This window comes from Janthinobacterium sp. 67, from assembly GCF_002797895.1.
Lineage (GTDB): Bacteria > Pseudomonadota > Gammaproteobacteria > Burkholderiales > Burkholderiaceae_D > Janthinobacterium.
The window spans coordinates 4277710-4300733 of record NZ_PGES01000001.1; the positions used below are offsets into that span (position 1 = coordinate 4277710).

At 63.0% G+C, this 23024-nt stretch carries 22 protein-coding genes; 10 read left to right on the plus strand and 12 right to left on the minus strand.

The features are described from left to right. Window positions 1-24: 24 nt before the first annotated feature. The 8 genes from CLU90_RS19150 to CLU90_RS19185 all read right to left on the minus strand — a co-directional run bounded on the left by CLU90_RS19150 (window position 25) and on the right by CLU90_RS19185 (window position 8813). The gene (locus CLU90_RS19150) at window positions 25-1281 is read right to left on the minus strand and encodes a phenylacetate--CoA ligase family protein (protein ID WP_100428689.1); all 1257 of its coding nucleotides are present in this window, start codon (window positions 1279-1281) and stop codon (window positions 25-27) included. Then, entirely contained in the window at window positions 1278-1637 is a 360-nt protein-coding gene (locus CLU90_RS19155) for an MmcQ/YjbR family DNA-binding protein (protein ID WP_100428690.1), read from the minus strand. The genes CLU90_RS19150 and CLU90_RS19155 overlap by 4 nt, the downstream gene beginning before the upstream one ends. 16 nt (window positions 1638-1653) lie before the next feature. Then, window positions 1654-2490 (minus strand): ABC transporter ATP-binding protein, encoded by an 837-nt coding sequence (locus CLU90_RS19160; protein ID WP_092713265.1) that lies wholly within the window; start codon window positions 2488-2490, stop codon window positions 1654-1656. 124 nt (window positions 2491-2614) lie between these two features. Then, window positions 2615-3934, minus strand: a complete 1320-nt coding sequence (locus CLU90_RS19165) for an ABC transporter substrate-binding protein (RefSeq protein WP_100428691.1) — start codon at window positions 3932-3934, stop codon at window positions 2615-2617. A 58-nt stretch (window positions 3935-3992) separates the two neighbouring features. Further along, window positions 3993-5051, minus strand: a complete 1059-nt coding sequence (locus tag CLU90_RS19170; protein ID WP_100428692.1) for a branched-chain amino acid ABC transporter permease — start codon at window positions 5049-5051, stop codon at window positions 3993-3995. A gap of 78 nt (window positions 5052-5129) precedes the next feature. Further along, window positions 5130-6026, minus strand: a complete 897-nt coding sequence (locus CLU90_RS19175; protein ID WP_198511339.1) for a branched-chain amino acid ABC transporter permease — start codon at window positions 6024-6026, stop codon at window positions 5130-5132. A 25-nt stretch (window positions 6027-6051) separates the two neighbouring features. After that, window positions 6052-6867, minus strand: a complete 816-nt coding sequence (locus CLU90_RS19180) for an ABC transporter ATP-binding protein (protein WP_029496076.1) — start codon at window positions 6865-6867, stop codon at window positions 6052-6054. A 14-nt stretch (window positions 6868-6881) separates the two neighbouring features. Next, window positions 6882-8813, minus strand: coding sequence for an AMP-binding protein (locus CLU90_RS19185; RefSeq protein WP_092713271.1), 1932 nt, complete (start codon window positions 8811-8813; stop codon window positions 6882-6884). Between the two features lie 180 nt (window positions 8814-8993). Here CLU90_RS19185 and CLU90_RS19190 point away from each other — a divergent pair, with 180 nt between their 5' ends. The 6 genes from CLU90_RS19190 to CLU90_RS19215 all read left to right on the plus strand — a co-directional run bounded on the left by CLU90_RS19190 (window position 8994) and on the right by CLU90_RS19215 (window position 14032). Next, window positions 8994-9692, plus strand: coding sequence for a Crp/Fnr family transcriptional regulator (locus tag CLU90_RS19190; protein WP_092713273.1), 699 nt, complete (start codon window positions 8994-8996; stop codon window positions 9690-9692). 83 nt (window positions 9693-9775) lie between these two features. Next, entirely contained in the window at window positions 9776-11587 is a 1812-nt protein-coding gene (locus tag CLU90_RS19195) for an aminopeptidase P family protein (protein ID WP_100428694.1), read from the plus strand. Further along, window positions 11587-11835, plus strand: coding sequence for a hypothetical protein (locus CLU90_RS19200; RefSeq protein ID WP_034752831.1), 249 nt, complete (start codon window positions 11587-11589; stop codon window positions 11833-11835). The genes CLU90_RS19195 and CLU90_RS19200 overlap by 1 nt, the downstream gene beginning before the upstream one ends. Continuing rightward, complete coding sequence (locus tag CLU90_RS19205) at window positions 11836-12576, plus strand: MgtC/SapB family protein (protein ID WP_092713279.1); 741 nt, start codon at window positions 11836-11838, stop codon at window positions 12574-12576. Then, entirely contained in the window at window positions 12563-13180 is a 618-nt protein-coding gene (locus tag CLU90_RS19210; protein WP_232731262.1) for a DUF924 family protein, read from the plus strand. Before CLU90_RS19205 ends, CLU90_RS19210 begins: the two co-directional genes overlap by 14 nt. A gap of 9 nt (window positions 13181-13189) precedes the next feature. Continuing rightward, a complete protein-coding gene (locus tag CLU90_RS19215) occupies window positions 13190-14032 on the plus strand; it encodes a Rossmann-like and DUF2520 domain-containing protein (protein ID WP_100428696.1) in 843 nt (280 codons plus the stop codon). Window position 14033: 1 nt separating this feature from the next. On the opposite strand, the gene CLU90_RS19220 is transcribed toward CLU90_RS19215, so the two are convergent. Then, window positions 14034-15488, minus strand: coding sequence for a sensor domain-containing diguanylate cyclase (locus CLU90_RS19220; protein WP_100428697.1), 1455 nt, complete (start codon window positions 15486-15488; stop codon window positions 14034-14036). Window positions 15489-15753: 265 nt separating this feature from the next. Between CLU90_RS19220 and CLU90_RS19225 the strand changes: the two genes are divergently transcribed. After that, window positions 15754-16116, plus strand: coding sequence for a hypothetical protein (locus CLU90_RS19225; RefSeq protein ID WP_092713287.1), 363 nt, complete (start codon window positions 15754-15756; stop codon window positions 16114-16116). A 15-nt stretch (window positions 16117-16131) separates the two neighbouring features. Here CLU90_RS19225 and CLU90_RS19230 read toward each other — a convergent pair whose 3' ends face one another. Beyond that, on the minus strand, window positions 16132-16713 hold the full coding sequence (locus CLU90_RS19230; protein ID WP_092713289.1) for a molybdopterin-dependent oxidoreductase: 582 nt from the start codon (window positions 16711-16713) through the stop codon (window positions 16132-16134). 225 nt (window positions 16714-16938) lie between these two features. Here CLU90_RS19230 and CLU90_RS19235 point away from each other — a divergent pair, with 225 nt between their 5' ends. Then, window positions 16939-17520 (plus strand): porin family protein, encoded by a 582-nt coding sequence (locus tag CLU90_RS19235; RefSeq protein WP_092713291.1) that lies wholly within the window; start codon window positions 16939-16941, stop codon window positions 17518-17520. Between the two features lie 72 nt (window positions 17521-17592). Here the strand turns inward: CLU90_RS19235 and ettA are convergent, their stop codons facing one another. Then, on the minus strand, window positions 17593-19260 hold the full coding sequence (gene ettA / locus CLU90_RS19240) for an energy-dependent translational throttle protein EttA (RefSeq protein WP_100428698.1): 1668 nt from the start codon (window positions 19258-19260) through the stop codon (window positions 17593-17595). A gap of 87 nt (window positions 19261-19347) precedes the next feature. After that, window positions 19348-20232, minus strand: coding sequence for an EamA family transporter RarD (gene rarD, locus CLU90_RS19245; RefSeq protein ID WP_092713293.1), 885 nt, complete (start codon window positions 20230-20232; stop codon window positions 19348-19350). Window positions 20233-20468: 236 nt separating this feature from the next. On the opposite strand from rarD, the gene CLU90_RS19250 reads away from it, so the two are divergent. Next, window positions 20469-22346 carry a potassium transporter Kup gene (locus CLU90_RS19250; RefSeq protein WP_092713295.1) on the plus strand — a complete coding sequence of 626 codons (1878 nt, stop codon included), beginning with the start codon at window positions 20469-20471 and terminating at the stop codon, window positions 22344-22346. Window positions 22347-22514: 168 nt separating this feature from the next. Then, on the plus strand, window positions 22515-22976 hold the full coding sequence (locus CLU90_RS19255; RefSeq protein WP_092713297.1) for an FKBP-type peptidyl-prolyl cis-trans isomerase: 462 nt from the start codon (window positions 22515-22517) through the stop codon (window positions 22974-22976). Window positions 22977-23024 lie beyond the last annotated feature (48 nt).

Here is a 23024-nt window from a genome sequence, read left to right on the forward strand (position 1 = left end):
CGGGTATTATCCCGCAAATCGGCCTTATTTGTAATCGCGCATGTCGTCGATTATTTTTCCATCCTGCGCCAGGCTGCCCACGGCCACCAGCAGCACCTCGCCGCGCAGCTTGGTCAGTTCGCGGATCGAGCCGATGATGGCCTCGGTGCCGCTGGCGTCAAGAGGATTATCGACTTCGCAATGCAAAGTCATTTCGTCATTGGCCATGCGGCCCGATACCACCAGCCGCGCCTTTTTGATCTGCGGGTGGCGGCGCGCGATTTCATGCACCTGCGACGGATGCACGAACATGGCGCGCACCTTGGTGGTTTGATCGGCGCGCCCCATCCAGCCCTTGATGCGCGTATTCGTGCGCCCGCACGGCGACTCCGGCGCGTCCATCAGCACGGCCGACAGGTCGCCCGTGGCGAAGCGGATCAGCGGATAGTCGGCATTGAAGACGGTGACGACGACTTCGCCTACTTCGCCCGGCGCGACGGGAATGCCGCTGCCCGGGTGGACGATCTCGAGCAGCACGTTTTCATCGACCACCATGCCGGGATTGAGTTTGCCATTGCTGGCCGTCTCATAGGCGATGCTGCCGATATCGGCCGAGGCATAGGTCTGGAACACGTGCGGCACGCCGTTTGCGGCAAACCAGCTGCGCAGGGATTCAGGCAAGGCTTCGGCACCCATCACGGCCTTGGTGACGCTGCTGATGTCGGCGCCCATTTCGCGCGCCTTCTCGATGATCAGTTTCAGGAACGACGGCGTGCCGATATACGTGTCCGGCTTCAGGTCGACCATCGCCTGCACCTGCATTTCCGTCTGGCCGATGCCGGCCGGGATGACGGTGCAGCCCAGGCGCGCGGCGCCCCCTTCGACCATGAAGGCGGCCGGCGTGAAGTGATACGAAAAGCAGTTCTGCAGCAAGCCGCCGGCGCGCACGCCGGCAGCGTACATGGGCCGCGCGAAGCGCCACCAGTCGGGTCCGCGCCCTTCCGGGTCGAAGATGGGGCCGGGCGAGACGAACACGCGCGACAGGGCGTTTTTCGGCGTCGTGTTCAAGCCGCCGAACGGCAGCGCGCCGTGCTGCAATTGCTTGAGGTCGGACTTGCGCGTCACGGGCAGTTGCGCCAGCGCGGCGCGGCTGGTGATGTCGGCCGCGTTGACGCCATCGAGGATGCGGGCCCAGCCCGGCGCCTGCTGCGCGCGCGCGATCAGCTGCGGCAGGCCGGCCATCAATTCGCGTTCGCGCGCTTCGGGGGCGCGTGCTTCCAGACTGTCGAGCGTATCGGTCATGTTGCTGATTCTCCAATGTCACGTTGCATTTTTTTCGTCAGCCCCGCAACAATCAGGCTGTATGAGCGGTGCAGCAGGGCGGCCATTTCATCGTCGTCGAGGGCGTCGGGGCTGGCGACGAGCACCCATCTGGCCCGCGCCAGGTAGGGTGCAGGGCGAAAGCCGGGGCGATCCGTCAATTCCAGGAAGCGCTCCGCATCGACCTTGAAGCTCATGCCGCGCGTGCTGTGCGCTTCCGCGCCGCACAGGGCGAACATCTTGCCGCCGACGCAAAACGCCAGCACGTTGCTCCACTTGATGTCTTCGGTCGCGCCGGGAAAGCCGCGGCACACTTGCTTCGCCCGTTCCAGGTCCATGACGGCAGCTCCGATATCAGGCCAGCCAGCGCTTGCGGCGGCGGTAGAACTTCATGTCGCGGAAGCTCTTGCGTCCGGCGCCCGACACGCCCAGGTAAAACTCCTTGACGTCTTCGTTGCTGGCCAGTTCCTGGGCTTGCCCTTCCATCACGACTCTGCCGTTTTCCAGGATGTAGCCGAAGTCGGCGTAGCGCAGGGCCACGTTGGTGTTCTGCTCGGCCAGCAGGAAAGAGACGTTTTCCTTGTGGTTCAAATCCTTGACGATGCCGAAGATCTCTTCGACGATCTGCGGCGCGATGCCCATCGAGGGCTCGTCCAGTAAAATCATCGACGGCTTGGCCATCAGCGCGCGGCCGATGGCGCACATCTGCTGTTCGCCGCCCGAGGTATAGCCGGCCTGGCTGCTGCGCCGCGTTTTCAGGCGCGGGAAGTAGTGGTAGACCTTGTCCAGCGCGTCCTTCAATTCGCCGCGCGACAGGCTGCGCGTGTAGGCGCCCGTCAAGAGGTTTTCCTCGATGGTCAGGTGGCCGAAGCAGTGGCGCCCTTCCATCACTTGCGACAGGCCCCGCTTGACCAGTTCATTCGGCGTCAATTGATCCACGCGCTCGCCCTTGAACTGGACTTCGCCCTTGGTGACGTCGCCGCGTTCACCGCGCAGCAGGGTCGAGATGGTTTTCAGGGTGGTCGACTTGCCGGCGCCGTTGGCGCCCAGCAGGGCCACGATCTTGCCCTGCGGGACTTGCAGCGACACGCCTTTCAAGACCAGGATCACGTGGTCGTAGATGACTTCGATGTTGTTGACCGACAGGTAGGGCGGCGCGGTGTCCGGTGTTTGCGTGGCAGTGGGTGTCATGGCTGCTTCGTTTTCATGTGATGTTGGTGCTTGTCGGATTACGCTACGCTAATCCGACCTACGTGGATGCGGCGTAGGTCGGATTAGGCCGCAGGCCGTAATCCGACACCACCCCGAAAGCCGCTTACTTCATGCACGCCGGCGTGATCTTTTTCTCTTCGGCGTACTTGCCCGACGATTCCTCGACCAGCTTGCGCACCAGAGCCTTGTCGCCGACGATCCACTTCGGCGTGATGGCGGTCCATTTCTTGCCATCCCACTGCTGCACCTTCACGGCGCCCGAGCCTTCATGGTCGTCGCAGCTGGTTTTCACGGTCGGGAACATGCCCAGCGCGCCGACGGCCTTCTGGCGCGCATCGTCGACGTTCAGGTTTTCCAGGCCCCAGCGCATCTGCTCGCCCGTGATCGGTTTGCCCTTGCCGAATTTTTCCTGCGCCACGCGGATCGCTTCCACCCACAGGATGCCGGCCGTCACGCCGCGCATGTGGTAGACGGAGCCGATGCGCGACTGGTCGGACAGGTTGCCCTTGCCGGCCGCGTAGAGCTTCTTGCGGATGTCGTCGAGCACGGGGTAGTTGCCTGGCGTGTTGAACGTCATCGCCGTGTAGCCCTTGGCCGCGTCGCCCGATGGAATGGTGTCTTCCTCGGAACCGGCCCACCAGACGCCCAGCATCTTGTCGCGCGGGAAGCCATTGCGCTGCGCCGTCTTGATCGCAACGGAGTTCATGACGCCCCAGCCCCACAGGATCACGTGGTCCGGCTTGGCCTGGCGGATCTGCAGCCATTGCGACTGCTGTTCGCTGCCTGGCGGCGCGACGGGGATCTTGATCAGTTCAAAGCCGTACTGTTTCGACAGCGCTTCGAGTACGGGCAGCGGCTCCTTGCCGAAGGCCGAATCGTGGTACAGGTGGACGATTTTTTTGCCTTTCAGCTTGTCCATGCCGCCATCCTTGTCGCCCAGGTACTTGATCATGGCGGCGGCCTGGCTCCAGTAGCTGGAGATCAGCGGATACACATACGGGAAGACCTTGCCGTTGGCGGCGTCCGAGCGGCCGTAGCCGATCATGGTCATGGGGATCTTGTCTTGCGCCACGCGGTCGAGGATGCCGTAGGCGACGCCCGTGGACAGGGTTTCGACCAGGGTGGCGCCGCCCTGCTTGGTTTTCAGGCGTTCATAGCATTCCACGCCGCGCGACGGGTTGTATTCGGTTTCGCATTCTTCCCAGCTGATTTTCACGCCATTGACGCCGCCGGCCTGGTTGACCAGGTTGAAGTAATCGATGATGCCGCCGTAGAAACCGGAGCCGCCGGCCGCGTACGGACCCACGCGGTAGGACGGCAGGGCGATATATTGTTCCTTGTCCTGCGCTTGCGCGCTGCCGGCCATGGTGAGTGCGGCACTGGCGATGGCGGCGGCCAGCATGAGCGATTTGATGTGTTTCATTGTGTGTCTCCTCTTGTTTTATTTGGTATTCAAGTGAACCGACATCGACTGCAAAAACTTAGTGGGGGAAGGGCCAGAGTCTCAGCTTTTCCTTCGCGATCTGCCACAGCCTGGCCAGGCCGTGCGGCTCGACGATCAGGAAGAAGATGATCAGCGCGCCGAACACCATCAGTTCCAGGTTCGAGGCCACGCTGGTCGGCAATGCCAGGCCATGCGCGATGGTGTTCAGGAAGACGGGCAGCAGCACGATGAAGGCCGCGCCGAGGAAGGAACCGAGAATCGAACCGACGCCGCCGATGATGATCATGAACAGGATGCGGAAGGACAGGTCCAGGTTGTACGCTTCCGGTTCCACCGTGCCCAGGTAGGCATATGCATACAGGGCGCCGGCCACGCCGCAGTAGAAGGAGCTGACGGCAAACGCCAGCAGCTTGGTGCGCATCAGCCTGAAGCCGATCACTTCGGCCGCCATGTCCATGTCGCGCACGGCCATCCACGAGCGCCCCACGTTGGAGCGGATCATGTTCTTGGCCAGCAGCGCCATGCCGGCGACGATGGCCAGCACCAGCAGGTATTTGCTTTGCGGCGTGTCGAACTGGTAGCCGAGGATGGTCATCTTCTGCACCGTGATCACGCCCGAGGAGCTGTAGTTGGTCAGATACGGAATCTTGGTCAGGCACCAGACGACGAAGAACTGCGTCGCCAGGGTGGAGGCGGCCAGGTAAAAGCCGCGGATGCGCAAGGAGGGCAGGCCGAAGGCGATGCCCACCATGGCCGCGCACAGGCCGCCCAGGATGAAGGACACGAGCAGCGGCAAGCCAGGCAGGCGGGCCATGAAGTTATACGAGGCAAAGGCGCCCACGGCCATGAAGGCGGCCGTGCCCAGCGACAGCTGGCCCGCGTAACCGGTCAGGATGTTCAGGCCCAGCGCCGCCAGCGCGAAGATCAGGAAGGGGATCAGGATCGCCGACAGCATGTAGGGCGAGGCGACATACGGCAGGAGGAAGACGGCGACGAGCAGCGTGGCCGTCAGCGCCAGGCGGTCTTGCCGGATCGGGAAAATCTGGTTGTCAGCCTGGTAGCTGGTCTTGAATTGTCCTGCTTCACGGTAAATCATGGCGTGTCCTTTACTGGCTGTTGGGGTGTTTGTCGGATTACGCCTTCGGCTAATCCGACCTACGATGCGCTTTGGGCCTTATATTCGCCGGATGATCTTCTCGCCGAACAGGCCTTCCGGACGCACCAGCAGGAACAGCAGGGCCAGCACATACGGGAACCAGCCTTCGATGCCGCCACCCACCATGGGGCCGAGGTAGACCTCCGCCAGTTTTTCCGACGCGCCGATGATCAGGCCACCGACGATGGCGCCGGGCACCGATGTAAAGCCGCCCAGGATCAGCACCGGCAGCGCTTTCAAGGCGATGAAGGTGAGGGCGAATTGCACGCCGTTGCGCGCCCCCCACAGCAGGCCGGCCACCATCGCGACCAGGCCCGCCACGCCCCACACCACGGCCCAGATGCGCTGCAGCGGAATGCCGACCGCCAGCGCCGCCTGATGGTCGTCGGCGACGGCGCGCAGGGCGCGGCCCACCTTGGTTTTCGAGAACAGCAAGGCCAGGCAGATCACCAGCAAGGCGCAGATGCCGGCCGCCATCAGGTCGAACTGCGAGATGTTGATGTCGAAGCGGTCCATCAGGAACTGCATCGGTACGTCTTCGATGGGCAGGTCCAGCTTGTGCACCTGCGAGCCCCACATCAGCTGCGCCAGGCCTTCGATGAAAAAGGTCAGGCCGATGGTGGCCATGAACAGCGTGATTTCCGGCTGGTTGACGAGGGACCGCAAGACCACCCTTTCAATCGCCATGCCCAGGACGATCATGGTGAGCATCGTCAGCGGAATGGCCAGCCACAGCGACAGGCCGAACTTGTCCATGATGCCGACGCAGGTGAGGGCGGCGAAAAACACCATCGCTCCCTGCGCAAAATTGAACACGCCCGAGGCCTTGTAGATCAGCACGAAGCCGATCGCCACCAGCGCATACATGACGCCCGACAGCAGGCCGCCGATCAGCACTTCAAAGAAAAAATTGATATTCATTGTTATCCCTGGTCTGGTGCTAGTGGGCTACACCCAAGTACGCGTTGATGACATCCTGGTTGCTGCGCACCTCGTCGGGCGTGCCGTCGCCGATCTTCTTGCCGTAGTCGAGCACCACCACGCGGTCGGAGATATCCATCACCACGCCCATGTCGTGCTCGATCAGCACGATGGTCGTGCCCAGCTGGTCGTTGACGTCGAGGATGAAGCGGCACATGTCCTGCTTTTCTTCCACGTTCATGCCGGCCATCGGTTCGTCCAGCAGCAGGATTTCCGGTTCTGCCACCAGCGCGCGGCCCAGTTCCACCCGCTTTTGCAGGCCGTAGGGCAAACGTCCCACGGGCGTCTTGCGGATGGCCTGGATTTCCAGGAAGTCGATGATCTCTTCTGCTTTCTTGCGGTGTTCGATTTCCTCGCGCCGCGCCGGCCCCCAGTACAGGGCTTGCAGCAGGAAATTCGACTTCATCTTGAGGTTACGCCCCGTCATGATGTTATCTAACACCGTCATGCCCTTGAACAGGGCGATGTTCTGGAAGGTGCGGGCGATGCCGGACTTGGCGGCCGCATAGCAATCCATGCCGCGCCGGTGCTCGCCCCGGTAGATGATTTCGCCCTGCTGCGGGCGGTACACGCCATTGATCACGTTGAGCATCGAGCTTTTGCCCGCGCCGTTCGGGCCGATGATGGCGCGGATTTCATGCTGCTTCACGTCGAACGAGATGTCGGTCAGCGCTTTCACGCCGCCGAACGACAGCGAGATGTTCTTCAGGTCGAGGATCACGGGGCCCGTCTTGCGGGCCGTGCCGAAATGGGCGTCGGGTTCGTTCATTTGCATCGTGCTGTGCTCCATCATGCGGCCAGGCCCTGGGGCCGGTACGTTTTGCTGTCCCAGATCTGCAGGTCGGCGCTGGTCGAACCGGTGCGGCCATCCTCGAATTTCACCTGGGTCTCGATGTATTGCGTTGCCTTGCCTTCATACAGGGCGGAGATCAGCACCGCGTATTTTTCGGCGATGAATTTGCGGCGCACCTTGCGCGTGCGCGTCAGCTCGTCGTCGTCCGGATCGAGTTCCTTGTGCAGCACGAGGAAGCGGTGCACCTGCGTGCGGTCCATCAGCGGATCGGCCGCCAGTTCCGCGTTGACTTGCTCGATGCAGTCGCGGATCAGGCCATAGGTCTCGGCGCGCGCCGCCAGGTCCGTGTAGCCGGAGTAGGCGATGCCGCGCCGCTCTGACCAGTTGCCCACCGCTTCGATGTCGATGTTGATGAAGGCGCACACATGGTCGCGCGCATGGCCGAAGGCCACCACTTCCTTGATGAAGGGGAAGAACTTGAGCTTGTTTTCAATGTAGTTGGGGGCGAACATGGCGCCGCAATTCATCTTGCCCACGTCGGCCGCGCGGTCGATGATCTTCAGATGGCCTTCGCTGTCGAACACGCCCGCGTCGCCCGTATGGAAGTAGCCGTGGTCGTCGATCACTTCGGCCGTGGCGTCGGGGCGCTTGAAGTAGCCGCTCATGGTGGCGGGCGACCTGACCAGCACTTCGCCATTGGCCGCCAGCTTGACTTCCACGCCCGGCGCCGGCAATCCCACGCTGTCGAACTTGATATTGCCGTCCGGTTGCAGACACACATAGGCGCAGGTTTCGGTCGAGCCGTACAGCTGCTTGAGGTTGACGCCGATGGAGCGGTAGAAGCGGAACAGGTCGGGGCCGATGGCGGCGCCGGCCGTGTAGGCGACGCGCACGCGCGACAGTCCCAGCACGTTTTTCAGCGGGCCGTAGACGAGCAGTTCGCCCAGCTTGTAGCTGATGCGGTCCGCCAGCGAGACGGGCTTGCCGTCGAGGATCTGCGCGCCGCAGCGCTTGGCCACGTCCATGAAATGGCTGAACATGTGGCGCTTGATGCTGCTCGCGTCTTCCATGCGTATCATCACGCTGGTGAGCATGTTCTCGAACACGCGCGGCGGCGCGAAGTAGCAGGTGGGGCCGATTTCGCGCATGTCGATCATCACCGTGTCGCCCGATTCGGGGCAGTTGACGGTGAAACCTGCCACCATGGCTTGCGCCAGCGAGAACAGGCAGTCGCCCACCCACGCCATGGGCAGGTAGGACAGGATGTCTTCATTGTCGGTGAGCTTGTCGAAGGCGACGCCGCCTTCGCCGGCCGCCAGCAGCGCCGCGTGGCTCTGGCACACGCCCTTCGGTTTGCCCGTGGTCCCCGAGGTGTACAGCATGACGGCGGAATCCTGGGCCTTGCCCTGTTCCACGGCAGCGTCGAAAAAGCCCGGATGCTCGCGGTCGTAGGTGCGGCCCAGCGCCTGCAGGCCCGCGAAGGAAATCAGCTCCGGCTGGCGGTAGTGCCGCATGCCCCGTTCATCGTCGTAGGCGATGTGGGCGATGTGCGGATACAGGGCCTTGAGTTCGAGCAGCTTGTCGACCTGCTCCTGGTCTTCGACGATGGCGTAATGGACTTCCGCGTCCTGCAGCACGTAGGCCATGTCGGCGGCCGGCGCATCCTGGTACAGCGGCACGGGCACGCCGCCCAGGCTTTGCGCGGCCAGCATGGCCCAGTACAGGCGGGGACGGTTGTCGCCGATGATGGCCAGATTCATGCCGCGCTGGAAGCCGATGGCGGCCAGGCCGCAGGCCAGCGCGCGCACCTCGTCGTTGACCTGGGACCAGGTCCAGGTTTGCCAGATGCCCAGGTGTTTTTCACGAAAGGCGGGCTTGTCGGATCGTACTGTCCCGTGTTGCAATAAGCGCCGCGGAAAAGTCGGCATTGCTGCTGTGGTATTCGTTTGCACCAGTGTCTCCCTGTTGCTTGTCTCAGGCCCCACCTCGTTGGATGGCGCTCCGTGTTTTTTATGTGTAAGGCGTTTGTGCAATGATAGTAGCTTGCGTTAGTTTGCCAAGTTGTCTTTTCGGGGACATTTACCCACTTTTCGATGGTGCATCGCACAATGACCTACCCTGATATCACCCTCAAGGATGCCGTGCGCGCGGCCCACTGGGCGCAACTGCTCGACCCCGTGCAAATGGCCCGGGTCGAGGCCGATGTGTTCGAGACTTTCGTGCCGAAAGGCGGCTTTGTCTGCCGCAAGGGCGAGCCGGTGGACTACTGGATTGGCGTCATCAGCGGCATGGTCAAGATGAATAATTTTTCCGCTTCCGGCAAGGCCATGACGTTTACGGGCTTGTCACCGGGCAGCTGGTTTGGCGAAGGGTCGCTGCTCAAGCGCGAGATACGCAAATACGACACCATCGCCGTGCGCGATACGCGCGTGGCGCGCCTGCCCGCCGCCACCTTCCACTGGCTGCTGGAAACGAGCCTGCCATTCACGCGCTTCCTGCTGATGCAGCTCAACGAGCGCCTGGGCCAGTTCATCGGCATGATGGAAAACGAACGCCTGCTCGACCTGAACACGCGCGTGGCGCGCTGCCTGGCCTCGATGTTCCACTCGCACCTGTACCCGAGCGTGGACACCCTGGTGCAGCTGTCGCAGGAAGAAATCGGCCTGCTGTCCGGTTCCTCGCGCCAGCGCGCCAACCAGGCCTTGCAGGTGCTGGAAAAAAAGGGTTTGTTGCGCCTCGATTACGGCGGCATCCGCGTGCTGGACCTGGAAGGCTTGCGCCGCTACGAGGCCGATGACGGCGAATGAGGCTGCGCTGCCGGAACGCTCTGCAAGTGCCCGGCTAATCGCGGTATCATAGGCACTTCCCAGCACCGCACTTTTTCGCCGCCATGCAGACATCCGTTCAGAGTCACCCCGCCTCCCGTTTATCGCAACTGCGCGCCGCCATGCGCGCGCAGCAGATCGATGCGCTGATCGTGCCATCGGCCGACCCGCATTTGTCCGAGTACCTGCCGGCCCGCTGGCAGGGCCGCGAATGGCTGTCGGGCTTTACGGGTTCCGTCGGCACCCTGGTCGTCACGCAGGATGTTGCCGGCGTGTGGACCGATGGCCGCTACTGGGAGCAGGCGGAAGACGAACTGGCCGGCAGCGGCATCGTCCTGAAAAAAATCCCGTCCGGCGCCAGCGTGCTGTATATCGACTGGCTGGGCGAGACCATGCGGCCGGGGCAGACGGTAGCCGTCGACGGCGCCGTGCTGGGCCTGGCCAATGCGCGATTGCTGCAGCAGGCGCTGGGCGCGCAAGTGACCCTGCGCACGGACACCGACGTGCTGCAAGCCGTGTGGCCCGATCGCCCGGCCATGCCGGCCGCGCCCGTGGTTGAACATGCGGCCGCGTATCCATCGCTGTCGCGCACGCAGAAGCTGGCGGCCCTGCGCGCCGGCATGGCGGCGCACGGCGCCAGCCACCACGTCATTTCCACGCTCGACGATATCGCCTACCTGTTCAACCTGCGCGGCGCCGACGTCAATTACAACCCCGTTTTCCTCGCCCATGCGCTGGTGGGACCGGAGCGCGCCACCCTGTTCGTCGCCGACGGCAAGGTAGCCTCCGCCCTGCGCGCCACCCTGGAGAGCGAGGGCGTGGACGTGGCCGCATACGACCGCACGGCGGCCGCGCTGGCCGCCTTGCCGGCCGATGCCAGCTTGCTGCTGGACCCGCGCCGCATCACCTTTGGCACGCGCCAGGCCGTGGCCGACGGCGTGCGCGTGGTGGAAGCCATCAATCCCACCACGCTTGCCAAGTCGCGCAAGACGGACAGCGAAGCGGCGCACGTGCGCGCCGCCATGGAACAGGACGGCGCCGCCCTGTGCGAGTTTTTCAGCTGGCTGGATGCCACCCTGGCCGACCCGCAGCGCGCGCCGCTGACGGAAATCGGCGTCGACGAACACCTGACGGCCGCGCGCGCCCGCCGCGCCGGTTTTGTCAGCCCCAGTTTCGGCACCATCGCCGGCTTCAATGCGCATGGCGCCATCATGCATTACCACGCGCACGCGGATACGGCGGCGACCATCGAAGGCGATGGCTTGCTGCTGATCGACTCGGGCGGCCAGTATTGGGGCGGCACGACGGACATCACGCGCGTCGTTCCCGTCGGCACGATCACGGCCGGGCACAAGCGCGATTTCACCCTCGTCTTGCGCAGCATGATGGCCCTGTCGCGCGCGCAGTTCCCGCGCGGCGTGAAGTCGCCCATGCTGGACTCCATCGCCCGCGCGCCGCTGTGGGCCGAAGGCATCGACTTTGGCCACGGCACGGGCCACGGCGTGGGCTTTTTCCTCAACGTCCATGAAGGACCGCAATCGATTTCCCAGTCCGCCATGCCGGAGCCGCAGACGGCCATGGAGCCGGGCATGATCACCTCCATCGAACCGGGCATTTATCGTCCCGGCCAGTGGGGCATCCGCATCGAGAACCTGGTACTCAACGTTCCTGCGGAAACGACGCAGTTCGGCGAATTCCTGCGCTTCGAGACCCTGACCTTGTGCCCGATCGACACGCGCTGCGTCGAGCGCTCGCTGTTGCGCGACGACGAGGCGGCCTGGCTCAACGACTATCACGCCACCGTGCGCGCGCGCCTCGCGCCGCTGTTGTCCGGCGATGCGCTGGCGTGGCTGGAACAGCGCACGGGAGCCATCTGATGCGCTCGACCCGCGCCACGTCCGCCATCGAGCGGCTCAAGGAACGCACCGGCAACCGCCTCTACACGATGGCGCGCACGGGCGATGAACTGTTTTTCCTGACCGAAGGCCCCGGCTTGCCGCCTCTGTGCCCGCCGCTGGAACTCGATGCCTTTGTCGCCTTTGTCAATGGCCTGGGACCGCAAAAGGCGCGCCGCGTCAGCAAGCTTGACGTGGCGTTTGAAAAGCAGCTGACGAAAAAGCCCTAAATGCCGACCATCGACTTCCTGCGCGCCTACTGGTCGCCGGCCGAGCTGGCGACGAATGGCGTGATCCTGCTGAACCTGCTGGGCGCGCTCTTGCTGGGCTTGCTGGTGGGTTACGAGCGTTCGTATCACGGGCGCGCGGCGGGCATGCGCACCTACAGCCTCGTCTGCATGGCCTCGGCCGCGCTGACGGTACTGGGCGGTTACCCGGAATTCTGGTACGGCGGCCATGGCGCCATCGTCGGCAGCGACCCCACGCGCGTGATCCAGGGCATCGTCACGGGCGTGGGTTTTCTCGGCGCCGGCGTCATCATGCGCGAGGGTTTCAATATCAGCGGCCTGACGACGGCCGCCTCGATCTGGGCCTCGTCCGTGATCGGCATCATGGTCGGCATCGGCTTTTATCTGTCGGCCATGGGCCTGGCTTTCCTGTGCGCGATGGCGATGATTTTTCTGTCAAAATTGGAGAACTGGCTGCCGTCGCGCCACGCGGTGGCCATCACCATGCGCTTCAAGCAGGGCTTTATTCCGCGCGAAGATGCGCTGCGGCGCATGGCTGCCAAGCGCGGCTACGACATCGCCGGCGGCTCGCTGACCATCGGCAGCAACGACGGCATGCAGGAATGGCGCTTTGTCGCCATCGCGCATGGCAAGAACACGGGCGCCAGCCTGTCGGCCATGTCGGCCGAACTGGCCGCCTTCGAAGGCATCGCCGGCTTCCAGCTGTCGCATGCCCGCAATTGATACGGATGCCGAGAGGATGGACATGGATGCACAGGCGCAAGCGGTACTCGACTTCTGGTTTTTGCCGCCGGATCACCCTGGCCATGGCCAGTCGCGCATGGAATGGTTCCGCAAGGATGACGCTTTCGACGCGCAGATACGCGCGCGTTTCGGCGCGCTGATCGATGCCGCCATCGACGGCGGCTTGCGCGCATGGGATGCGACGCCGCACGGCGCGCTGGCGCGCCTCGTCGTGCTCGACCAGTTTACGCGCAATGTGTATCGGGGCACGCCGCGCGCCTTTGCCGGCGACGCTCAGGCGCTGGCGCTGGCCCTCGCCTTGACGCAAGCGGGGCAGGACCGCCAGCTGCCACCGATGCTGCGCGCTTTTGCCTACCTGCCGTTCGAACACGCGGAAGACCTGGCCATGCAGGCGCGCGCCGTCGAGCTGTTCCAGCTGCTGTCGCAGGCGCAGCCCGGCTTTGACGGCATGCTCGACTACGCCGAGCGCCACCAGGAAGTGATCGCCCGCTTTGGCCGCTTCCCGCACCGCAACGCCATCCTCGGCCGCACTTCCACGCCGCAAGAGCTGGAATTCCTGCGCCAGCCGGGATCGAGCTTTTAGAAAATCATCATGAACGTCACACTCAATATCATCGGCGCCGGCCACGTGGGCCGCGTGCTGGGCCGTTTGTTTGCGCAAACCGAGGGGGCGCATGGTGGAAAAATCCTGGTGCAGGATGTGCTGACACGGTCGATGGCCTCGGCGCAAGCGGCCGTCGCTTTCATCGGCGCCGGCACGCCCGTCGACAGCTATGCGGCCTTGCGCCACGCCGACGTCACCATGCTGGCCGTCTCGGACGACCAGATCGGCCCGGCCTGCGCGGCCCTGGTGGCCGAAGGGCGCCAGGCGGGCGCCATCGTGTTCCACTGCAGCGGCGCGCTGGCCTCGAACGTGCTGCTGGCCGCCACGCAGGCGGGCGCCTTTGTCGCCAGCGCGCATCCGATCCGCAGCTTTGCCGACCCCGCACAAGTGGCCGCCACCTTCGACGGCACGTTTTGCGGCGTGGAAGGCGATCCGCTGGCGCTGGCCTTTTTGACGCCGGCCTTGATCGCCATCGGCGCGCGCCCCGTGCCCATCGATCCGGCCGCCAAGACCCTGTATCACGCTGCCGCCGTCTTCGCCAGCAATTACCTGGTGACGGTGCTCGACGCGGCCCTGCGCGCCTACCAGGCGGCCGGCATTCCCGAGCCGGTGGCGCGCGAACTGGCCCAGCCCCTGGTGACGGAAGCGGTGGCCAATGTATTCCGCCTGGGCGCCGCGCCCGCGCTCTCCGGCCCCATCGCGCGGGGCGACTCGGCCACCGTGCAACGCCAGCAGCAGGCGGTGCAGCAATGGGATGCCGCCACGGGCGAGTTGTACCGGGCGCTGGTGGCGCCCACGCAGGAGCTGGCCCGGCGCAAGCGCGGCGGGTGACTCAGGCGGCGTGCACGCCGTTGCGGCCGTGATGCTTGGCTTGATACAGCGCGCTGTCGGCGCGTGAAAAGAAGGCCGATTCGCTTTCCTCTGACCGGTATTCGGCCACACCCAGGCTGATCGTCACCGGTACGCGCGGCGCGGGCAGGCCGAAATCGTGGCCTTCGATGGCGGCGCGCAGGTTTTCCGCCACTTCCATCGCTTGGGCCAGGCTGCAGTTATTCAGCAGTACCAGATATTCCTCGCCGCCCCAGCGCGTGATGACGTCGCTTTCGCGCACGGTGGCGCGCGCCACGTCGGCCACGCCACGGATGACCTTGTCTCCCCACAGGTGGCCGTGCGTATCGTTGACGCGCTTGAAGAAGTCGATGTCGAACAGGATGGCCGACATCGGTTGCTCGTTGCGTCTGGACAGGAGCATGGCGCGCTGGAACAGCAATTCCAGCGATTGGCGGTTCAATAGCCCCGTCAGCGCATCCGTCGAGGCGATGCGCTCGATGCGGCGCTGGTAGCGGTTTACCGTCAGCAGGGTCAAGCCCAGGACCAGCACGGTCACGCCAAAGCTGATGGCCAGGTTGAAGATGAACACGCGCTGCAGCGACTGCACTTCGTCGCTGACGTTCTGCTCGACCACCAGGTACCAGCCCAGTTCGGGAATGAAGCGCGAGTTGACGAGGATTTGCGCGCTGCCCAGCTGGTACGACAGATGCGTTGGCTGGCTCTCGTGGTTGATGATTTTATCGGCAATGGCGTTCACGCCGGGCAGGCTGCGGATATTGCCGTGCCCGTTGCGCATGGTCTTGCCCGTCAACACCAGGGTGCCGGCGGCATCGACAAAATAGATGTTGCGGTGGAAGCGCGCCTGGTAGCGGTCGATGATGTGGTTCATGGTGGCCAGGGTCAGGCCAATGCCGGTGGCGCCGATGAACTGGCCGTCGTAGTCATAGACGCGGTGGTTGATGAAGATGGTCATGCTGTCGCGGTTGGCCATGTCCACGTCGACATTTGTTTCATAGTCGGTCTTGTCCATGGCCCGCACGCGGTAGTACCAGATGTCGCGCGTTTCCTGCGGGCTGACGGATTTCAAGGTGCCTTCCGCGTAATAATATTTGCTGCTCTTGTCCGAGACGAGAAAGCTGGTGATGGCGCCGTACTTCTTCTTCACCTCGGCCAGGTAGCGCACGATCTGTTCCGGCTTGTTTTCGCCCGCCAGTATCCAGTCGCGCACGAAGGTGTCATGCGCCATCAGCGACGAGATGAACACGGGGCGCAGCATGTCCTTCTGGATTTCCGAGTAAATATTGTCGCCCGTCAGGGGCAGGGTCTGGTCGGCGATGCCGTGCTCGATGGCTTTGCGCGAAGCCAGGTAACTGGCCAGGCTGGTGGCCATGAAGCCCGCGCCCAGGATCAGGGTGAGAAGAATGAGCAGGCGGTATTTGATCGACAGAAGACGCATGGAGACGGGGAATGGCCGGCGGGAAGGCTATCGTGACGCAAGCCAAAAGTATGCAGCAGGGCGGATATTAGCGCAATGATAACTGGCTTTATTGATAATTTACGCTGGCGAACACGACAAGATAACCACGACTTACCAAATAAAAGTGCCGATTTGTCGACAAAGATTCCAATTAGCAATAAGATTTGACGAGGGGAATCATTGCGCACCGCCCCTGTCTTGTTGCCCGTTTTCGGCACGGGACATTACGCGCAGGGAGTGTTGCATGTTATTTTTAAAGAGTACGTCCGTCAGCAAGGCCCCCGGTATTTACGAGGTCGACATCGCCGCCAAACCACCGGGCAAGACCTTCGGCATTTTTCTTGCCACCGATCCCGACCACCCGCCACTGGCCTTGCTGGGGCAATTGAAGGCGCTTGGATTCGAGAACACCTATAGTTCGCCCTACCTGCACAAGGATGGGGGCAAAGTGCTGGACCTGCATTTCCAGAAGGATGGCACGGACATCTTCAAGGGCTGGAAGACCGAGGAGTGCACGCAGAACGTGGCGGCCATCACGGCCTTGTTCGAGGAGCATGGCATTACCATCGCTCCACGCGTCATGTCGATGGCCGAAGCCTACGCTTAATCTGCCTCAACCGCTTCAACCCGCCTCGACGCCGATGTGATACAGCGCCCACGGGCAGCTGGAAAAACGTTCGGCCAGGGGCATGGCCGCCACGGCCGCGATGCGGTCCGCATCGTGGATCGCCCAGAGCGGTCCCAGGCCGCCCAGCGCCATCGCCTGGCCATCCAGGTGGGTGGCGACAATGAAACGCTGTGTGCGCGCCTGCGCCATGGTCAGCGCCGCCGCGTAGCCATCGACGGCGCGCAGCAACAGCCGCACGGCATCTTCCTCGGGCGCGCCCGCCGCCTTCAATACATCGACCAGCAATGGCCCGCGCAGGGCATGGACCTTGCCGTCGTATTCCAGGGTGGGGTGGATGGTGCGTGCCGGCAAATTCGCCAGCGCCGCAAAGTCGAAAGCCCGCGCCCGTTCAAAACTGATCTTTTGCTTGTGCATCATCTGGTCGCGCACGGCGTCGAAGGGACCCCGGTTGGGCTTGTCGATGCTGCCCGTGACGGTCAGCAGTGCCGGCCCGCGCAAGCCTGTGGGCGCCGCGCGGCCTATGGCGGGCAGGGCGGTGGCGGCCATGGCGGCGGCAAGAAACTGGCGTTTATGCATGCATTTCTCCTGGTGACTGAAAATCGATAATGTTCTTAAGTCTATCTTAAGTTCGCTCAACGGTGCGCATTTTACGGTTATTGTCAGTTTGCAATGTCGACTTACATCTTGTCACAGTTCTTACGGAATGATGAAAGACGTAGCTTTTTTCGGCTGTTATTGTGTCTTCATCGCACTTCGCTGAACTGCGAATCCAGGCACCATTCACTAATTGAGAGAGAGAACATGATGAAGAAGAAAATCCTGTTTGCAATGATCGCTTCCGTTACCGCACTGACCGGCATGAGCGCAGCACACGCCGAAGGCGCCTATGTGGGTGCTGGCGTCACGGGCAACCGTTATAACTTCGATATTCCTGGCGCCACCAGCGCCGACAATCACAGCGGCTACAAGGCTGGCGCCAAGATCTTCGCCGGTTACGATTTCGACAAAACCTGGGCAATCGAAGGTGGCTATGCCGATTTCGGCAGCAAGGATTACAGCTATGTCACGGGTGCAGGCAACGGTTCCGTGAAAAGCGATTCGCATGGCTACTACCTGGCCGGCAAGGCCACCATGCCTGTGAGCGATAAAGTCGGCGTGTTCGGCAAGCTCGGCGTGGCCAAGGTCAAGAACAGCCTGAGCGGCACGGGCCTGTCGACCGGCATCAGCGGCAACGACAAGACGGGCGTGTACGCTTCCGTCGGCGCCCAGTACGCGATCAACGAGAAAGTCTCGCTGACGGCGGAAGTGGAACACTTCGGCAAGAGCGCCGACCAGGGCCGCAAGGCTACGGGCCTCGCTCTGGGCGCACGCTACAACTTCTAAGTCACCGGAAGTTTGCTGAAAAAAAAGGCAGTTACCGCGAGGTAACTGCCTTTTTGCATGGCCGGACCGAAATTACGTGGTCAGCGGCTTGTAGCGGATACGTTTTGGCTTCGCGCCTTCTTCACCCAGGCGTTTCTTCTTGTCGGCTTCGTACTCTTGATAGTTGCCGTCGAAGAAGGTGACTTGCGAATTGCCTTCGAAGGCCAGGATGTGCGTGGCGATACGGTCGAGGAACCAGCGGTCATGGGAAATGACCATGACGCTGCCGGCAAATTCCAGCAGGGCGTCTTCCAGCGCGCGCAAGGTTTCCACATCCAGATCGTTCGACGGTTCATCGAGCAGCAGGACGTTGCCGCCCATCAGCAGAGTTTTTGCCAGGTGCAGACGGCCGCGTTCACCGCCGGACAGGTTGCCCACTTGCTTTTGCTGGTCCGAGCCCTTGAAGTTGAAGCGGCCCAGGTAGGCGCGCGACGGCATTTCGAAGCGGCCGACCGTCAGCATGTCGGCGCCGCCGGACACGTCTTCGAACACGGATTTGTTGTCAGCGAGACTATCACGGTTCTGGTCGACGATGGACACGCGCGCCGTCTGGCCGATGGCCACTTCGCCGCTGTCCGGCGTTTCCTTGCCGGTGATCATCTTGAACAGGGTCGACTTGCCAGCGCCGTTGGGACCGATGATGCCGACGATGGCGCCTGGCGGCACGGTAAAACTCAGGTTGTCGATCAGAAAACGGTCGCCGAACGCTTTCGACACGTTCTTGAACTCGATGACTTCATTGCCCAGGCGCTCTGCCACGGGAATGAAGATCTCCTGCGTCTCGTTGCGCTTCTGGTATTCGTGCTCGGACAGTTCGTTGAAGCGGGCCAGGCGGGCTTTCGACTTGGCCTGGCGCGCTTTCGGGTTCTGGCGCGACCATTCCAATTCCTTCTGCAGCGCTTTCTGGCGCGCCGATTCCGTCGCTTCTTCCTGCTTCAAACGGGCTTGCTTCTGGTCCAGCCAGGTCGAGTAGTTGCCCTTCCATGGAATGCCGTGGCCGCGGTCCAGCTCCAGGATCCACTCTGCCGCGTTGTCGAGGAAGTAGCGGTCATGGGTGATGGCCACGACGGTGCCGGGGAAGCGCAGCAGGAATTGTTCCAGCCAGTCGACCGATTCCGCATCCAGATGGTTGGTCGGCTCGTCGAGCAGCAGCATGTCGGGCTTGGACAGCAGCAGCTTGCACAGCGCCACGCGGCGCTTTTCACCGCCGGACAGCACGCCGATGGTGGCGTCCCATGGCGGCAGGCGCAGCGCGTCGGCGGCCATTTCCAGCTGCAGATTCAGATTGCCGCCGTCGGAAGTCGAGATGATCGCTTCCAGGCGTGCCTGTTCCGTGGCCAGGGCGTCGAAATCGGCGTCTTCCTCGGCATAGGCGGCGTACACGGCTTCCAGCTTGGCTTGCGCTTCAAACACTTCGCCCAGGCCGGATTCCACTTCCTGGCGCACGGTTTTTGCCGGATCGAGCTGCGGTTCCTGCGGCAGGTAGCCGATGTTCAGGCCCGGCATCGGCACGGCTTCGCCCTGGATGTCGGTGTCGATGCCTGCCATGATTTTCAGCAGGGTCGATTTGCCGGAGCCGTTCAGGCCCAGCACGCCGATCTTCGCGCCTGGGAAGAAGGAGAGGGAAATATCTTTCAGAATCTGGCGCTTGGGCGGGACGATTTTGCCCACGCGATTCATGGTGTAGACGTAATTTGCCATTAGAAATCTCGGGTGATATACAAAGACGGACAGGATACGGTAAACGCCCGCTTCCGGCCAGCGCTGTGCGCTGCCGGAACGGGCCGGTCAGGCGGCCAGACGCGCGCGGCGGCTGCTCCACAGGCCCTCGGCCGCATACAGGCCCAGCGCCGTCCAGATGACGAGGAAGCCCAGCATGCGCTCGGGCGTGAACGATTCGTGGAAGACCCATACGCCGATCAGGAGCTGGCCCGTGGGCGCGATGTATTGCAACAGTCCCAGCACGGCCAGCGGCAGGCGGCGCGCGCCAGCGGCGAACAGCAGCAGGGGAATGGCCGTGATGGGGCCGGACGCCAGCAGCAGCGCGCGCGTGGCGGTGGAGTCGGTATTGACGAAGCCGCTCTGGCCATGCCAGGCCAGCCACAGCATGTAGGCCAGCGCCAGGGGAAAAAGAATCAATGTTTCAAACGACAAGCCTTCCAGCGCGCCCAGCGCGGCCGTCTTGCGCAGCAGGCCATAGCCGCCGAAGGTGGCCGCCAGCAGCAGGGCGATCCACGGTATCTGCCCCGCCTGCCAGGTGAGCCAGGCCACGCCGCAGCCGGCCAGGCCGATGGCCAGCCACTGCAGGCGGCGCAAGCGCTCGTGCAGCAGCAAAAAGCCCAGCATGACATTGATCAGGGGCGTAATGAAGTAGCCGAGGCTGGCGTCGACCACGTGGCCGTTGTTGACGGCCCAGATATAGATGAACCAGTTGGCGGACAGCAAAAACGCGCTGGCCACGAAGCTGGCCACCACTTTCGGCTGGCTGCGCAAGGCGCCCAGCCAGCTCCACTGGCGGCGCACGGTCAGCACGATACCGAGGAACAATAGCGACCAGACCATGCGGTTGGCCAGGATTTCCTGCGGCGCGATGGCGTCGATGGCATGGAAATACAGGGGGAACAGGCCCCAGCACAGGAAGGCGAGGGAGGCGTAGAGCATGCCTGGATTCATGATGGGGGCACTGGAGAGTAGACAGTCTGTCATTATCGCTGAAAACACACGGGGCTGCCCGGCGCCGCTGGCGAGGCGTAGAATGGCAACAAATCAACGGCCGCCCGTTCGCGCAAGCGGGCGCGGCGGCATAAAACAACGACCTTGGGGCAGCCCGGAACCATGCAAAAATACTCTTGCTATTTGCTAATACCTATCATATTGTGCGATGCAACAAAACAAAAACGGGTGCAATCTTGACGTCGGAACATAAAAAAAGCAGCCTGGTCGGCTTGACGCTGGCTGCCGTCGGCATCGTCTATGGCGATATCGGCACCAGTCCGCTGTACACCCTGAAAACGGTCTTCGACCCGACCCATGGCCTGTCCGTCACGCATAACAACCTGCTGGGCATCGTCTCGCTGATCTTCTGGGGCCTGACCCTGATCGTCTCGCTCAAGTACGTGACCCTGGTGCTGCGCGCCGACAACCGCGGCGAGGGCGGCATCATGGCCCTGATGGCGCTGGTGCTGTCGTCCGTCAGCAAGTCGTCGCGCTGGCACGTGCCGCTGATGGTGATCGGCGTCTTCGGCGCCACCCTGTTCTACGGCGACAGCGTGATCACGCCGGCCATTTCCGTGCTGTCGGCCATCGAAGGCCTGGAAGTGGCCACGCCCGCCTTCAGCCCGTACGTGGTGTGGCTGACGATCGCCGTGCTGGTGGGCCTGTATTCCGTGCAGTCGCACGGCACGGCCGGCATCGGCCGCTTCTTCGCTCCCATCATGCTGATCTGGTTTGTCGCGCTGGCCTGCATGGGCGTGGTCAACATCATCAAGTCGCCGGCCATCCTGGCCGCCGTCAACCCGCTGCATGCGGTGGCTTTCTTGCTGGAAAATGGCCGCATCGCCTTCCTGTCGCTGGGCGCCGTGGTGCTGGCGCTGACGGGCGCCGAGGCGCTGTACGCCGACATGGGCCACTTCGGCAAGAAGCCGATCCGCATGGCCTGGTTTCTGATCGCCTTCCCCGCGCTGGCATTGAATTACCTGGGCCAGGGCGGCCTGCTGCTCGCGCACCCTGAAGCCATTTCCAATCCCTTCTACCAGCAGCTGGGCGCCTGGAGCGTGTATCCGCTGGTGATCCTGTCGACCATGGCCACCGTGATCGCTTCGCAGGCAACCATTTCCGGCACCTTCTCGATGACCAAGCAAGCCATCGCGCTGGGCTTTTTGCCGCGCATGCGCGTGCGCCACACGTCGGAAAGCGAAATCGGCCAGATTTACATCCCGGCCGTCAACTGGCTGCAACTGGCCGTGGTGCTGCTGGCCGTAGTCGGCTTCGGCTCCTCGGAAAAGCTGGCCGCCGCCTACGGCATCGCCGTCACGGCCACCATGCTGGCCACCACCATCCTGACCTTCTTCGTCATCCGCTACCGCTGGAAGATGAATTTGCTGCTGTGCTGGGCCGCCACGGGTTTCTTCCTGATCATCGACGTCAACCTGTTCTCGGCCAGCGCCCTGAAACTGTTCCACGGCGGCTGGTTCCCGCTGCTGCTGGGCGCCATCCTGTTCATCGTCATGCTGACCTGGAAGCGGGGCCGCCAGCTGGTGTTCGAGAACCTGGAAAAGCATGCGATCCCGCTCGACGATTTCCTCTCGTCGCTGTTCATCGCCCCGCCGCTGCGCGTGCCCGGCACGGCCATTTTCCTGCGCGGCGAAACGGATGGCGTGCCGCATGCGCTGCTGCATAACTTGCTGCACAACAAGGTGTTGCATGAAAGAGTCATTTTCCTTACCGTTTTCATGCATGAAGAACCGTGGGTGGCGCCGTCCGAGCGCGTGCGCGTGGTGGACCTGGGCCACCAGTGCTACCAGGTCAATGTGCATTACGGCTTCAAGGATGAGCCGGACATTCCCGATGCGCTGGCGCAATGCGCGCAGCAGGGACTGGATTTCGAGATGATGGAAACATCGTTCTTCATCGCGCGCCAGACCATCATTTCGACGCCGGGCGCCGGCATGATGCCGTGGCGCGAGCACCTGTTCGTCACCATGTCGCGCAACGCGCGCACGGCGGCCGACTACTATCAGATCCCGAGCAACCGGGTGATCGAACTGGGTACGCAGGTGGAAATCTAGACGTGGCAGTGCGGCGGAATGGTTGTTGTGACAATGTTGTATTGTTGCGCAATCTTCCGCCGTGCTTACGTCTGCTTACAAATTGGCCGCGCGACTCCTGTTAAACTGCTGCTCGCACCGGCCCGCACCGTACGGGCTGAGCCACACACCAATATTTAAAGGGAAACCATGAAATCGGTATTTCAAATGATCGCCACCCTCGCTTGCGCCGTGGCCCTGACCGCCTGCGGTGCTGCTGCCAACACCGAGAAGCCGGTCGTGCTCGACCCGAATACGCAAGTGAAAGAACTGACCATTACCGATACGGTGGTCGGCACCGGCACGGCAGCGGCGGCGGGCGACACCCTGCTGGTGACCTACACGGGCTGGCTGTATGACGCGAGCAAACCGGGCAACAAGGGCACGCAGTTCGATGCGAGCCCGGCCGGCTCCGGTTTTACTTTCCCGCTGGGTATCGGCCGTGTCATCCTGGGCTGGGACCGCGGCCTGGTCGGCATGCAGGTCGGCGGCACGCGCACCCTGGCCATTCCGTATGACCTGGGCTACGGCAAGGCAGGCAGCGCGCCGAAGATTCCCGGCTACGCCGGCTTGCTGTTCGAGATCAAGCTGGTGAGCGTGACGAAAAAGTAAGCACGCGCAAGGCAGCGGACAAAGGGCGATTCCACGGAATCGCCCTTT

Excerpts from the sequence above, each read along its gene's own strand:
- ettA (WP_100428698.1), bottom strand. The coding sequence starts at position 19,260 with ATGGCAAATTACGTCTACACCATGAATCGCGTGGGCAAAATCGTCCCG.
- CLU90_RS19255 (WP_092713297.1), top strand. The coding sequence starts at position 22,515 with ATGAAATCGGTATTTCAAATGATCGCCACCCTCGCTTGCGCCGTGGCC.
- CLU90_RS19165 (WP_100428691.1), bottom strand. The coding sequence starts at position 3,934 with ATGAAACACATCAAATCGCTCATGCTGGCCGCCGCCATCGCCAGTGCC.
- CLU90_RS19205 (WP_092713279.1), top strand. The coding sequence starts at position 11,836 with ATGCCGACCATCGACTTCCTGCGCGCCTACTGGTCGCCGGCCGAGCTG.
- CLU90_RS19155 (WP_100428690.1), bottom strand. The coding sequence starts at position 1,637 with ATGGACCTGGAACGGGCGAAGCAAGTGTGCCGCGGCTTTCCCGGCGCG.
- CLU90_RS19170 (WP_100428692.1), bottom strand. The coding sequence starts at position 5,051 with ATGATTTACCGTGAAGCAGGACAATTCAAGACCAGCTACCAGGCTGAC.
- CLU90_RS19160 (WP_092713265.1), bottom strand. The coding sequence starts at position 2,490 with ATGACACCCACTGCCACGCAAACACCGGACACCGCGCCGCCCTACCTG.
- CLU90_RS19195 (WP_100428694.1), top strand. The coding sequence starts at position 9,776 with ATGCAGACATCCGTTCAGAGTCACCCCGCCTCCCGTTTATCGCAACTG.
- rarD (WP_092713293.1), bottom strand. The coding sequence starts at position 20,232 with ATGAATCCAGGCATGCTCTACGCCTCCCTCGCCTTCCTGTGCTGGGGC.
- CLU90_RS19150 (WP_100428689.1), bottom strand. The coding sequence starts at position 1,281 with ATGACCGATACGCTCGACAGTCTGGAAGCACGCGCCCCCGAAGCGCGC.
- CLU90_RS19215 (WP_100428696.1), top strand. The coding sequence starts at position 13,190 with ATGAACGTCACACTCAATATCATCGGCGCCGGCCACGTGGGCCGCGTG.
- CLU90_RS19225 (WP_092713287.1), top strand. The coding sequence starts at position 15,754 with ATGTTATTTTTAAAGAGTACGTCCGTCAGCAAGGCCCCCGGTATTTAC.
- CLU90_RS19235 (WP_092713291.1), top strand. The coding sequence starts at position 16,939 with ATGATGAAGAAGAAAATCCTGTTTGCAATGATCGCTTCCGTTACCGCA.
- CLU90_RS19180 (WP_029496076.1), bottom strand. The coding sequence starts at position 6,867 with ATGCAAATGAACGAACCCGACGCCCATTTCGGCACGGCCCGCAAGACG.
- CLU90_RS19210 (WP_232731262.1), top strand. The coding sequence starts at position 12,563 with ATGCCCGCAATTGATACGGATGCCGAGAGGATGGACATGGATGCACAG.
- CLU90_RS19200 (WP_034752831.1), top strand. The coding sequence starts at position 11,587 with ATGCGCTCGACCCGCGCCACGTCCGCCATCGAGCGGCTCAAGGAACGC.
- CLU90_RS19230 (WP_092713289.1), bottom strand. The coding sequence starts at position 16,713 with ATGCATAAACGCCAGTTTCTTGCCGCCGCCATGGCCGCCACCGCCCTG.
- CLU90_RS19220 (WP_100428697.1), bottom strand. The coding sequence starts at position 15,488 with ATGCGTCTTCTGTCGATCAAATACCGCCTGCTCATTCTTCTCACCCTG.
- CLU90_RS19185 (WP_092713271.1), bottom strand. The coding sequence starts at position 8,813 with ATGCCGACTTTTCCGCGGCGCTTATTGCAACACGGGACAGTACGATCC.
- CLU90_RS19190 (WP_092713273.1), top strand. The coding sequence starts at position 8,994 with ATGACCTACCCTGATATCACCCTCAAGGATGCCGTGCGCGCGGCCCAC.